The sequence below is a fragment of the Bradyrhizobium sp. 1 genome (genome assembly GCF_023073315.1).
Taxonomy (GTDB): domain Bacteria; phylum Pseudomonadota; class Alphaproteobacteria; order Rhizobiales; family Xanthobacteraceae; genus Bradyrhizobium.
Genome location: NZ_JADPJH010000039.1, coordinates 99,693 through 112,473 on the forward strand (window position 1 = coordinate 99,693; position 12,781 = coordinate 112,473).

The window sequence follows — 12,781 nt, forward strand, 5'->3', positions numbered from 1 at the left end:
TCATCGACACCATCCGGCCGGTGCTGCGCTGGGTCCGGAGCTTGAGGTCGAGCTTGTCGAATTCCGCATCGACCGAGGTGTTGAGGACAATCAGACGTCCAATCCGGCCGCGCTAGACAAGCTGAAGCTCCGCATTCAGGCGTTGCGGCCAAGAACCATCGCCAATGGCTGCACCGAGGATGAGGCGCTGTCTGCCCCTGCCAAGGTCGCAGAGCTGCTGGATCGCCACGATTTGTCGCTCTCCGACGGATTTCTCGGATGCGAAATTGCTCAGTTCCCGCTTGCCAATCGGCCCCTGGAGCATTACGCGCCATACTAGGATTGGCGCATCACATCGTGGAGGGAAGACTGAAATTCCGGGCCGACATCGACGGCCTCAGGGCCATTTCCGTGCTGGCTGTGATGGCTTTCCATCTCAACATCGGTATTCAGGGCGGATTCACTGGGGTCGACGTATTTTTCGTCATCTCTGGCTTTTTGATCGGCCGCATCGTCTACACCGAGGTCAGCGAAGGTAGCTTCTCCCTTTTGCGGTTTTACGAGCGGCGAGCACGACGCATCTTGCCGGCTCTACTGACAGTCATCGCAGCGAGCTGGCTTTTGGCCAACCTGCTGCTCTATGACTTCGAAAAGGCGGACTTCTCAAAGTCCGCTATCGCGTCCATCCTTTTTGTGGGCAATATCTATTTCTTTGAGGCGAGCGGGTACTTCTCGCCTGCAGCAGAGACCATTCCATTGCTTCATCTTTGGTCTCTCGGCGTCGAAGAACAATTCTATCTACTATTCCCTCCCTTTATTCTGATCTTGGCGCGGTATTCGTCGAGGGGAGTATTCACAGCGCTCGTCATGGTTGGCGCGGCGTCGCTTTTGATATCACAAGCACTGGTATCCGCGCATCCCGAGGCTGCGTTCTATCTCCCAATCAGCCGCGCATTTGAGATCCTGGTCGGCTCGCTCCTTGCCCACCCGATCGTTCCTCGCCCGAAAGGGCAGCTAACAAGCCAACTAGCAGGCTCTGCCGGCGCAGTCTGCCTGATGATATCGATGTTGTTCTACAACAAGCAAACAGCTTTTCCAGGAATTGCCGCTTTGCTACCGTGCATAGGGGCGGCTCTGATCCTTTGGTCGGGTCAATCCCAATCTCCTTTCGTTGCTCGGCTATTGCAGTGGCGGCCGCTGGTTTACGTCGGCAAAATCTCCTACTCGCTGTATCTGGTGCACTGGCCGATCATCGTGTTTGGCAAGCTACTTTTGCCAAACCTCTACACTTGGCAGTTCGTTGCATCGGCGGCGGTCGCTGCGTTTGCACTTGCCCATTCGAGCTTCAAGTATATTGAAACCCCGCTACGGTACGGACGAATTACTCATCGGCGTGCTCTTCCGATCGCGGTCGCAGCGATGCTCGCAATCGGTCTGCTTCCGGGATGGACGTTGCTCAAATTCAAGCTGCCTGCGTCGGCAGATCCGAAAATAGCCTCCATTCTCAAGTACAATTTCTACAATCCCCGAACGCGCTTCCTTGCGAGAGAATGTTTCCTCGATCCCGAGCAGCGGTTTGACGATTTCATGCTCAGCAAATGCATTCCATCCGCCGCTGGAGATGCCGTGATATTGTGGGGCGATAGCCATGCCGCTCATCTCTATTTTGGTTTACGATCGGAACTCGAGAAAAGAGGCGTCAGCGTCGGAATGTTGGCAGGCTCAGGATGCCCTCCGATTTTAAATCTTGACGTAGTTGAGCGGCCGAGATGCAAAGAAGTAAACGATCGGATTCTGCCGCTATTGCTCCAACTGAAACCTCGAACTGTTATTTTGTCCGCGGCATGGCGAATGAACGAAGCCACGCTTGCCAAGTTGAAGTTGACTGTCGAGCGTCTCTTGCAGAGTGGCATCAAGGTTGAGATTGTCGGCGAGAGCCCTGCGTTTAACACGCGAGCGCCAAATATTGCTGCAGCGCGGCTGCAATCCAACGAGCCGGTCTTAGCATCTGAACCGGATGTGAAAATTGAAAGCATGGAGATGATGGACGGAATGCTTGCCGCGGCATTCCGGGACGTCGCGGGGCTGACCTATGTTTCTCCGTATCGCGCATTCTGCCTCGACAAGCAGTGTCTGTTGCTAACGAAGGATGCGGTTCCTATCTACTTTGATTATTCACACCTGACCGAAGCAGGTTCTGTCCTCTACGCGAAAGACCTGTTGCTTGGTAAGCTCTAAGCGCTGCCTCAGCTTCCGTACGGCAGAGCGGGATGATGACGGACGACCCGTTTGGGTCGCTTTGGCAGCTTCTTGCGCAGCTGCCTGGTCAACTAAGCAGATCGTGGATGTGGCTCGGCTTGATCTCCGGGATCGTGAGCTTGCCGATGGTGTACAGATCTTCGATGCAAGTAGCTGATTTCGCTGTGGAGTCGAACGACTGTGAACAGAGGAGAACACTAGACTGGCGGAAGGGGTGTCCGGTCAACTTCGTTGATATGGCTTCACTTTTCTCGGACGTGCTGGGAGCATTCTACGGTCCTCCCTACGGCCACATTGCAGTATCGTAAGACCGTAGCTGCGTCCCCTCAATGACGGGCAAATATAAGGCCAGTTAAACGAAGTCCGCTCTTTTAAGAAGCAGCAGCCTGCGAACACGTAGCCGCAGTCTGAATGATTTCCATGATGATTGAGGGATCTTCCAGCAGGCCCAACTTATCGGACAGATCGGGGAACATCCGTACCGAATGAGAGAGGTCCGGCACGAAAAAGCTTTCAGCATTTTTCGGCGGCTCATTCCGAAGCCTCTCGGCATTGCTCATGAGTGTGTTCCGGACACTCTCAAGCTCAGCGCGAAGGGCGGCCGCAACCGATCGTCTTTCCACCTTCCTTAGCCGATCGTCCCTGTCCCGATTTAGCTTCGCATTGAACAGAGCGCCCGCTACGAGCGCACCAAATCCGATGACTGAGCCTGTTGCTGCACCAATGAAGGTCGCGGCACCACCCTGCAAACTGTTCAACCAGTCAATAAAGGTAGGTTCAGCCATAGCCCTTTATACCTTCAGTAGCAGGATGCTCTTGGTCTTCTGCGTCTCCCTTGTGGAGCGTAGCTCTCTTGCTGCCAGTCCGACTCTGGCTTCATGCGAATTCCGACCTAGCCGGACGTATTTTATTCGAGTACCCTGTCCTGCCACATCGCTGCGAATTTTTTATCACATCCATATGTGTAGCTTGCCGCCGTAGCAAGCCCAGACATCTTGCCGAAGTTAAGCGAGCTTCGGAACGTATGCGCGATATTGCGGCTGGACGCGATGGTAAGTGAGCCATCAATCGGGTAATTCACTCAAAGGCCCACGCTACGCAACAGTGCTCGTGAAGAACAGGCGTTTAGGATTGCCCGACCAATCGATGTCCTTGACAGCCCTGATGTCGATATTGAACGACGCGTCGGTCGCGGCAATAATCAGCCGCCTGAGATTTTCTACTTCATCCTGCGTGATATGTTCGCGCCCGCCGACTTCGACGGAAATTGTATCGATTGTGTCTTGCCTGAAGCGCACTTCCTTGAACGGAAGCGTTTCCAGCAATGTGCGGGTCGAAATGTAAAACGGCATCAGTTTGCCGCTTGGGTACCGAAGAAAATGCTTCCCTCTGCCAAACACGTTGGAAATCGTCGGTCCATCGTGACCGCACGGGCATTGCTGATGCAGCTGACCGAAATCACCGATGTCATAGCGAATAATCGGCGTCGCGTAGGAATGCAGATGTGTAATCAGCAATCGCCCCAATGTCGCTCCATTGAAGGATGCGGTCACCTGATGATCAGTCTCCACCACGACGTTGGTGTGCGCGACGTGAAAATTGCCCTGGTATTTCGCGCATTCGAACGCGATCGGCCCGATTTCTCCAGCCGAATAATTTGACAGCGAGCGGATACCGATAGCCGTCATTGCCTCGACAATTTTCGGATCGCGATAATCGTTGAGGTGCAGCCACACTTTGATGCCGAGCCTTTCGAGGAGGTCAACGCCACCCTTCTCGATCAGGATATCAAGGAACCGATTTGCGCACACCAGGTAGCCGAACCGGCCTTTGGTCAATTCTTCGATCAGGGCATCATCATTGTACTGATGAATGATCTTCCTGGCCGAGCCATTGCGGAAAACCTTGCTCAACGGACCGGCCCATGATTCAGTCACCTCGACAGCGAGCGACTTGTTCTTCAGCTTGGCCAAGCTGACAGCTGGGATGATCTGAACCCGGTCTTCCGCCAGACTTAAATTGTTGATGAAGTATTGAGCCAAGCTTCGAATGGACGTGTAGTAGCCGTTTTCCGGACAGAGATAGACCTTGACCGGCACTCCCGTCGATCCTGTCGAGGCGTAACTCGACACCTGGGCATGGCCGGGGCCGGCTATCAACGAACCCTCGAGGTTCACCTGAGCAGCTATGTCTTGTCGGCTTTGCACCGGCACATATTTAATCATGCCGTGATTGAGCGCGCGGGACGGCAATCTGTTGCGCCAGAACGCAGAGCGCGCCTGTGCATGCTTGAGCAAATAGGTCAGCCGGCGGTTCTGCCAGTTCTCCCGCGCCGCCCGATCGCCATTCTCGATGAGATCAATTGCATTGATATTGGCAAGGTCGTTCTGCGCAGCCTGATCCATAAAAGTGAACGGACGATCGTCGTAGGCCTTCGCGTTGAGCGGCCTGCCCGTTAGGTCAAACATGGAGATTCCGTCATTGGTGATCCACTAACCGTCCTCGGCCCTGCTAATGAAATGGTTTTTCAGGAAGCTCTCCAGATCGGGTCTCGATCTTGCCCATTGCCAAGCACCGTTGGCTCCGACCACGAGATCGGCATCGGGATCAAAATTGCGATCGGCAAGCCCCCGATAGCGGCCGGCATAATTACGATTTTCAATGTCGCCGTGCCAGAGGTGATACAGGCGGCCGGGGATAAAGCCGATACGCCCGCCGACGGCCTGATGAAACGGAAGCGCCCAATTCAGATAATGCCGTTCGCATGCGGGGGTGAAAAGACATCCTTCGATTACTTTGTCGAAATCACCATACATCGCGCTCACGACCGCACGAGTCGCGCCGCCCACGATCATCGCATCATAGAGGCCATGCTCTTCGAGAATATGGCGCCGCCCTGCCCACGCCAGCCCCCACACGAACGATCGGCGGTTTTGGGCCGATGGAGGCGTAACCTTGGCCTGGTTGAATTTTCCCGCGTGCACCATGCTGACGACACCATGTCCGGACGCAGGCTTATCGAAGTAGTCGAAATTCGCCTGATGGCTATCCGGTTCGAGATCGACCTGATCCGAGAGAAGCTGAACAACGTTGTACTCGCGCAGTTGCTTCTTTGCCTCTGCAACCCAATCCGACCGTTCGAAAACCACATCGCCATCGATCCAGGCAATGTCGTCCACATCGGCAGGCACCGACTTGAGCGCGATATTGAGCAGTCTCTCCTTTTGCCACAAGACTGCTCCACGGGAGAGTTGAATTAGAACGTCGGCATCTTTTTTGGACAGTTCAAACCGGCCATCGAACGAAAGCTCGACGGTAACGAGCGGGATTGCGAGATTCTCGCGAAAAATGCGATAATTCGGCGCGCGGGATTTGAAACCCGCAGGATTGAAATAAGACGTGATGGCCCACATCTCAGGATCCCGGCCTAAAACGAAAGCCCAGCGCGCCGCCGGGCCGATCGCTGCAAGCGGCGAAGCTCAATCGTCAATTGAAGTGATAGTTGACGCCAACCCGCACGATGTTGCCGTTGAAGTGCACGCGCGTGGAAGTTGCGATGGCAGCGATACCAAACCCGGGCAATGAGGTCGGCCCTTCATCGACGGCAAAGCCACCCGTCCCATAGTTGGCCGATCCTAGATCGTAGTACAGGTATTCGGCCTTGGCGCTCCAGTTGGACAGAAACATCCACTCTGCGCCGCCGCCGACCGTGTAGCCCGCGCGAGGGGCGGAAAACGATCCCAATGTCGCGTTCGCCGGCACGCCGCTAATGGCGGTGGTCTGGTTGATCGTGGTGCTTGATTTCGCGCCGCCGTAAGCCAAACCGCCCGTCACATACAGCAAAAGGCTGGGTGTTACGGTTGCACCCAGGCGGCCGCGAATCGTGCCGATGTAGTCGAGGCTGCGTGAAGCTGCGATGTTGGTCAGCCAGGATCCGGTGTTGGGGCCGGATACAGTATCGGTCAGTACTTGACTCGAAGCGCTTGCATTGCCCCGCAACGACGAACCCTGAATATCCGCCTCGAAACCCGCAAGGACCATCGGTGAAATCATGTGATTGTAGCCCGCCTGGGCGCCGCCGATAAATCCACCCTGGCCGGTCGAAAGCTGGCTTGTCGCCCCGCTAGCCATCGCGGGGGCAGTGACCGGGGTTGTACTGTTCGAGGTGACCGACGCGTCACTGTTCACCTTGTTGGAGCCATCAAGATAGCCCGCGTTGAGACCCGCATACCAACCCGACCAACCATTGCCGGCGATCGGGGGCGCCTTCGTATACGGCGCCTTGGTATAAAATTGCTGCGGCGCAGCCGGGCCGCCGAGCTTGTAGTTGATGCCCGCGCGAAGGATGTTGGCGCTGAAGCCGACACTTTCCGGAACGCCCGGAACGATGTTGAACAGCTGCGCATTGCCGAGATCGACGTGCAGATATTCCAGTTTTGCCGTCCAATTCGGCGCGAAAGACGTTTCTATGCCGACGCCGGCGGTCCAGCCCGCGCGCCAGTCGCTACCGTACGCGGGCGTAAGCGAATCCCAGCCGACGACGTCGCCAATGGCGAGACCGCCCGTCGCATAGAGCAGCCAGTTGCCGTTCGCGCCTGTTGCATATCCTACTCGACCGCGAAACGTACCGAGGGCATCGAGCTTCGTTCCGCAGGGATGTGGCGCAACGGTCGTGGGGCCACAGACGTTGGATTGGCCTTTGATATTAGCCCACGACAAATCACCCTCCAATCCGAGAACCCACGGACCGAATTGCCTGTTATATCCCAAGGTGCCGCCAAGCAGTCCGCCATTCAGCGAAAAGTGGCCATCACCGGCCCCCTCGGTATCCACCGCAGGCGGCGGTACGATGCCAGGATCGGTCTGGTCGGAATGGCCCCAGCCATAACCCCCTGCGACGCCGCCGTAGACGCCGGTCCAGTTGTACACGCCGGACGGCAATTCACCGGCGCAGGCTGAGCCAACACCCAGGAGCGTGCTGACCGCAACGGCGACTGAACGATTTGTTTTTTTCACGATCGCCCCATTGTAGCCAAAGCCCAGCGACCCTGTTCTTTCCCCACACAATTGGCTGCGTGAGATCAAACCAACTTTATGACTTAAGCGTTTGGCTTGCTCAATGATAATCTCTGGACAACAAACGGGATTTGGCGAGATGTTGCAAAATAACACCAGCCGCACTGTCGCGGCTCGACGAGGGCTATCCCAAGGACATCTGCGACCGATTCTACTACAGACTGGATCGTCGTACCTGCGGGTCTGAACCTACCTATCCGATCCTGCTGTTCTTAGGCATCGGGTTCGCGCCGTGCCTGTCCGGATTTTACCACAGGATACGGCGGCTGTACTGGGCTGGCGCGTGCCTGCGTTGACCACCGCGGGAGTTGGTAGGAGAAACGCAACAGGTAGCCGAACTTCAACGATTAGAATGTCTCCACTCCCATACCCTCCCATTGGCGCCCGAGACTTAGGATACCATTTTGCAATCCACGGACCTGGAGCCATTTGGGCTGTTCGCTTAGAGTTTTGGTCGTGTAAAAACAGTCCCGGACGCGCCGGCAAGAAGTTTCATGAAAGCTGGCGCCTCGGTATACGGCAATGCCGGATGATGGCGGACAACCCGCTTGGGACGCTTTGGCAGCTTTTCACGCAACTGCCTCGTAAGCTCGGCCGGATTACGAAAGTGCGGATCGTCGATATCAACGTTCTTCGCGATAATCGTTTCAATCCGGCCGCGGACCCGGCTCGCAGTCTCGCGCTTCTCCACCCAGATCGGTTCGAGCAAATCGTGGATGTGGCTCGGCTTGATCTCCGGGATGGTCAGCTTACCAATGCTATCGTAGGCGTAACGCTTGAGAGAAGACGGCCACTGGTCGCGATGCTTCTCGCTCCAACTCGACCAGTTCGCCCGGATGTAGGCTTCTGCGCACTCCTCGAACGTCGGCAATGCAAACTTCGCCTCGACGGCTTTCGCCTCTTCCCGCGCTTTTCGCCTCTCGCGCACGATGTCCACGCCCGCGGTGCTACGATCGCCTTTCACGCGCAGGCGGGCCGCATCGCGCGCGAGCCGTGCGTCCTTAAGCGACACGTCCTTCAAGGAGCCGAGGCCGTGCCAACGCTCTTTGCGATCTTTCCAATATCTGTATGACCAGCTTTTCGATGTTGGTCCGGTGACAATCCAGTAGAGCCCATCACCATCGGCGTACTTGCCAGGCTTGGTTTGACGCTCAATGTCGAGTGGTTTGAGTCTTCCAGCCATTGTTCCTCCGGGTAAACCGTCCTCCGAACCCACGGGCAAAATCTACGGTCATTGACTTGATTAGGAAGAACACCGGCGAACTGCGAAGTACAGCTTTCCGGCACAAGTCACTGATTTTGCTGTGGAGTGCGAACGACTGTGAACAGTGGAGAACAATATACTGGCGGAAGGGGTGGGATTCGAACCCACGGTACCCTTTCGGGTACGCCGGTTTTCAAGACCGGTGCCTTAAACCACTCGGCCACCCTTCCAAGCTCAGAATTGCTGTCGCTTAACGCAGTCGACGGCGCAAGGCAACGCGAAGTTGGCGCGAACCCTCCTCTGAACCCGATCTGTCAGGCGAGCGTCAGGCTGTTCCCTTAGCCTATCCCCTCAGCAATCCCGGACACTGGCGACATCTCCCAGGGCGTCGCCGGTTGCGAGGCCCGGCTTGGAGTCGCCTCCGTTTCCGGGCCTCGTTTGCTGCTCCCAAAAGAAAAACGGCGCCCCGTGAGGAGCGCCGCATGAACTTCTTCTGTGCTGCGTTGGCTCAGTAGCCGCAGGACGCGCAGCCCGTCTGCACCGGGGCGTAATAGGAATAGCCCGGCTGGACCATCTCGACGCGCTGGCGCGTGGCGTATTGCGGGGGGATGCGCTCGTACTGAACGCTCGGCGGTGCGACCATCACGGTCTGCGGCACCATCACGGTGCGGTACTGCGCCGGCGAGCGATGCGCGACGGTGGCGCCGGGCGACACCATCACGGTCTCGTCGACGGTGCGGTATTGCGGCTGCACATATTGCTGCTGGTAGCAGGTCTGGCACGGCGGCGGCGCGTAGCAATTGTAGCAGCCGGCGGAAGCAGCGCTCGTCATCGAAATCGCAGCGACGGCCGTGGAGAAAACAACAGCGAGAGTACGAGACATTATGTGGCGCCCCAGTTGCCCAAAATGGATTTGCGAAGGTCGCTGGCAGTATACGCCGCAAATTTCTGAGCCGCTGAAGTTCGTTGAGGCATCCTTAATGCGAACGGCCGGCTTTCGCCGGCCGTTCAGAACTTGTTGACCATGCACGATGCGCGAACGCAAGCAGCGCTTACTTGGTGCGACGCTTCACCTCGCGCACCGCGCCGCGTGCGGCACTGGTGGTGAGCGCGGCGTAAGCCTGCAGCGCGGTCGAGACGTTGCGCTTGCGCGCAGCGGGCTGCCAGGCGGCATCGCCCTTGGCCTCCTCCGCCGCGCGGCGCTTGGCGAGCTCCTCGTCGGAGACTTCGAGGCTGATGCTGCGGTTCGGAATGTCGATCGCGATGCGGTCGCCGGTGCGGACGAGACCGATGTTGCCGCCTTCGGCGGCTTCCGGAGACAGATGGCCGATCGACAAGCCTGAGGAGCCGCCCGAGAAGCGTCCGTCGGTGACGAGCGCGCAAGCCTTTCCGAGCCCCATCGATTTCAGATAGCTGGTCGGATACAGCATCTCCTGCATGCCGGGGCCGCCGCGCGGGCCTTCATAGATGATGACCACGATCTCGCCAGCCACGACCTTGCCGCCCAGGATGGCTTCGACGGATGCGTCCTGGCTTTCGAACACGCGCGCCGGGCCGGAGAACTTCAGGATCGAGGCGTCGACGCCGGCGGTCTTCACGATGCAGCCGTCCTGCGCAAGATTGCCGTAGAGCACGGCGAGGCCGCCGTCCTTGCTGAAGGCGTGCTCGAGATTGCGCACGACGCCCTTCTCGCGGTCGGCATCGAGCTCGTCGTAGCGACGCTCCTGGCTGAACGCGACCTGAGTCGGGATGCCGCCGGGCGAGGCACGGAAGAAGGTGCGGACCGACTCGCTCTTGGAGCGCTTGATGTCCCAGCGCTCCAGCGCATCGTTCATGGTCGGCGCATGCACGGTCGAGACCGAGGTGTCGATCAGGCCGGCGCGGTCGAGCTCGCCCAGAATGCCCATGATGCCGCCGGCACGGTGCACGTCCTCGACATGGACGTCGGCGACGGACGGCGCGACTTTGCAGAGCACGGGCACGCGGCGCGACAGACGGTCGATGTCCTGCATGGTGAACTTCACCTCGCCTTCATGGGCAGCTGCAAGCAGATGCAGCACGGTGTTGGTCGAGCCGCCCATCGCGATGTCGAGCGTCATCGCGTTCTCGAACGCCTTGAAGTTGGCGACGTTGCGCGGTAGCACGCTTGCATCGTCCTGCTCGTAGTAGCGCCGCACGATATCGACGATGGTGTGGCCGGCCTCGACGAACAGGCGCTTGCGGTCGGCATGGGTTGCCACCACCGTGCCGTTGCCGGGCAGCGCCAGGCCGAGCGCCTCGGTCAGGCAGTTCATCGAATTGGCCGTGAACATGCCCGAGCACGAGCCGCAGGTCGGGCACGCCGAGCGCTCGATCACCTTGACGTCCTCGTCGCTGACCTTGGAGTCGGCGGCGGCGACCATGGCGTCGATCAGGTCGACGGCCTTGGTCTTGCCCTGCAGCGTAACCTTGCCGGCCTCCATCGGTCCGCCCGAGACGAACACGGCGGGGATGTTGAGGCGCAGCGCGGCCATCAGCATGCCGGGCGTGATCTTGTCGCAATTGGAGATGCAGACCATGCCGTCGGCGCAGTGCGCGTTGACCATGTACTCGACGCTGTCGGCGATCAGTTCGCGCGACGGCAGGCTGTAGAGCATGCCGTCATGGCCCATGGCGATGCCGTCATCGACCGCGATGGTGTTGAATTCCTTGGCGACGCCGCCGGCCTGCTCGATCTCGCGGGCCACGAGCTGACCGAGGTCCTTGAGGTGGACGTGGCCGGGCACGAACTGAGTGAAAGAGTTGACGACCGCGATGATCGGCTTGCCGAAATCGCCGTCCTTCATGCCCGTCGCGCGCCAGAGGCCGCGGGCGCCCGCCATGTTGCGGCCGTGGGTGGTGGTGCGGGAGCGATAGGCTGGCATGGCGGTTTCCGTCCTCGGGTTTGGTCGGCCGGGCGGGAAAATTGGAAGCCGCCTCAGGCCTTTGTGGCCGGATACCGCACGGGGTGATCAGGCGCAACGGGAACTTGCCCCTGATAGCCCCGGATCGGCCTATCGCAGGCCTCCCCTGCTCCCGGCGCGGGCTCTTGCAGGGTCGGGTCGAGCCGGACAGACGCTGTTGCTAGCGCTTCGGCTTGGGCAGAATAATTCTCCCCTGGGAGGCAATGCCACCCCACTTGGCGGACCAGCCGATTTCCGAGGCCGAGGATGGCTCAATGCTTGTCTGACCTCGGGCGCCCTGCAATGCAAACAGGGCGCCTTGGGGGTCGACACATCGTGCGATCCAGCAGCCATCAGGCAATTCAATCGGCCCCTGCAGGATTCGGCCTCCGCCGGCATTCACATGCTTCGTGGCAGCACCGATGTCGTCAACATTGAAGTAATGCAGCCAGCTCGGCTGCGCTACGCTCGGAAGTTTCGTGAGCATGCCGCCGACAGTCTGCCCACCCGCCGAAAACAATTGATACCAGGCCGCCGGTTCGCTTTGAGCGTCGGCCTTCTGCCAACCGAACAGGTCTCGGTAGAAATCGAAGATCAAGGTCCGGTCGGCGGCCAGCAACTCATGCCAGCCTACGCGGCCCGGCTCGTCCACCCGGACGGATTTCCGTCGGCCATAGGTCGGTTCTTTGATCAGCCCGAACGTCGCCTCCTGCGGATCGGCAACGACTGCTATGCGGCCGATATTGGTGTCGGTCGGTGGTACAAGGATCGTGCCTCCAAGACGTCTGACCTGCGCGGCGGTGGCGTCCAGGTCGTCGACGGCGACGTATCCCATCCATCTCGGCGTCGCCCCCAATCTTCGCCCCTCTTCCGGGATATCCATCAGCCCGCCCAGCGGGGTGCCGCCGCTACGAAGCACCGTGTAGGGCAGTTCCGGTGTCGATTCATCCTTCACGCCCCAGCCGATGACCTTGCGATAGAATGCGCCTGCCGCCGCGACGTCCGTGGTCAGCAGTTCGTACCAAGCGAAACGTCCGAGTTGATCCGCCACGCCGATCTCTCCGTTCAAACCTGGATACGATTGCGGCACTGCACCAAGCTGCACGCGCACCAAGAGCGCGGATCGTTGATGCGTTTGTCAACTGGCCCCGCCGGCATCGTTCATGAAGATGAATACATCCTGAACGTGCGGCGCCGCACTTTTGTGCGCGTAATTGTTGCTCGCATTATTTCCTCGGCGTAGACTTACCGCGGCTGGGACGCTTCTTGCAATGCTCGGAGGTTCGACCATGCGGCAGGCGAAGAAGACTTCTAAAGGGAAGAAGCGAGTAACCAAGGTCGC

9 protein-coding genes, 1 tRNA gene and 1 pseudogene are annotated in these 12,781 nt (G+C 58.7%); 2 read left to right on the plus strand and 9 right to left on the minus strand.

Features of this window, described 5'->3' with window-relative positions; translation table 11 throughout:
• Window positions 1-67: 67 nt before the first annotated feature.
• Together IVB29_RS37560 and IVB29_RS37565 are read left to right on the plus strand one after the other, a co-directional pair.
• Window positions 68-247 (plus strand): annotated as a pseudogene (locus IVB29_RS37560) (DUF2786 domain-containing protein); the annotation flags it as partial.
• Window positions 248-321: 74 nt separating this feature from the next.
• On the plus strand, window positions 322-2,217 hold the full coding sequence (locus tag IVB29_RS37565; RefSeq protein WP_247508469.1) for an acyltransferase family protein: 1,896 nt from the start codon (window positions 322-324) through the stop codon (window positions 2,215-2,217).
• Between the two features lie 392 nt (window positions 2,218-2,609).
• Here the strand turns inward: IVB29_RS37565 and IVB29_RS37570 are convergent, their stop codons facing one another.
• The 9 genes from IVB29_RS37570 to IVB29_RS37610 form a co-directional block, all read right to left on the minus strand.
• On the minus strand, window positions 2,610-3,023 hold the full coding sequence (locus IVB29_RS37570) for a hypothetical protein (RefSeq protein WP_247508470.1): 414 nt from the start codon (window positions 3,021-3,023) through the stop codon (window positions 2,610-2,612).
• A 309-nt stretch (window positions 3,024-3,332) separates the two neighbouring features.
• On the minus strand, window positions 3,333-4,706 hold the full coding sequence (locus tag IVB29_RS37575) for a hypothetical protein (RefSeq protein ID WP_247508471.1): 1,374 nt from the start codon (window positions 4,704-4,706) through the stop codon (window positions 3,333-3,335).
• A 24-nt stretch (window positions 4,707-4,730) separates the two neighbouring features.
• Entirely contained in the window at window positions 4,731-5,651 is a 921-nt protein-coding gene (locus tag IVB29_RS37580) for a hypothetical protein (RefSeq protein WP_247508472.1), read from the minus strand.
• Window positions 5,652-5,724: 73 nt separating this feature from the next.
• Window positions 5,725-7,419, minus strand: coding sequence for an outer membrane beta-barrel protein (locus tag IVB29_RS37585; protein WP_247508473.1), 1,695 nt, complete (start codon window positions 7,417-7,419; stop codon window positions 5,725-5,727).
• 337 nt (window positions 7,420-7,756) lie between these two features.
• Window positions 7,757-8,497 (minus strand): DUF4102 domain-containing protein, encoded by a 741-nt coding sequence (locus IVB29_RS37590; protein WP_247508474.1) that lies wholly within the window; start codon window positions 8,495-8,497, stop codon window positions 7,757-7,759.
• Between the two features lie 161 nt (window positions 8,498-8,658).
• Window positions 8,659-8,748: transfer RNA gene (locus IVB29_RS37595), tRNA-Ser, on the minus strand.
• A 278-nt stretch (window positions 8,749-9,026) separates the two neighbouring features.
• On the minus strand, window positions 9,027-9,350 hold the full coding sequence (locus IVB29_RS37600) for a hypothetical protein (RefSeq protein WP_247508475.1): 324 nt from the start codon (window positions 9,348-9,350) through the stop codon (window positions 9,027-9,029).
• Window positions 9,351-9,570: 220 nt separating this feature from the next.
• Window positions 9,571-11,421: a dihydroxy-acid dehydratase gene (ilvD, locus tag IVB29_RS37605; RefSeq protein WP_247508476.1), complete on the minus strand. Its 1,851-nt coding sequence runs from the start codon at window positions 11,419-11,421 to the stop codon at window positions 9,571-9,573.
• A 199-nt stretch (window positions 11,422-11,620) separates the two neighbouring features.
• Window positions 11,621-12,490: a VOC family protein gene (locus IVB29_RS37610; RefSeq protein ID WP_247508477.1), complete on the minus strand. Its 870-nt coding sequence runs from the start codon at window positions 12,488-12,490 to the stop codon at window positions 11,621-11,623.
• Window positions 12,491-12,781 lie beyond the last annotated feature (291 nt).

What these genes read in the sequence shown, in the direction of transcription:
- IVB29_RS37570 (WP_247508470.1), bottom strand. Translation starts at nt 3,023, where the DNA reads ATGGCTGAACCTACCTTTATTGACTGGTTGAACAGTTTGCAGGGTGGT.
- IVB29_RS37575 (WP_247508471.1), bottom strand. Translation starts at nt 4,706, where the DNA reads ATGTTTGACCTAACGGGCAGGCCGCTCAACGCGAAGGCCTACGACGAT.
- IVB29_RS37580 (WP_247508472.1), bottom strand. Translation starts at nt 5,651, where the DNA reads ATGTGGGCCATCACGTCTTATTTCAATCCTGCGGGTTTCAAATCCCGC.
- IVB29_RS37590 (WP_247508474.1), bottom strand. Translation starts at nt 8,497, where the DNA reads ATGGCTGGAAGACTCAAACCACTCGACATTGAGCGTCAAACCAAGCCT.
- IVB29_RS37600 (WP_247508475.1), bottom strand. Translation starts at nt 9,350, where the DNA reads ATGACGAGCGCTGCTTCCGCCGGCTGCTACAATTGCTACGCGCCGCCG.
- ilvD (WP_247508476.1), bottom strand. Translation starts at nt 11,421, where the DNA reads ATGCCAGCCTATCGCTCCCGCACCACCACCCACGGCCGCAACATGGCG.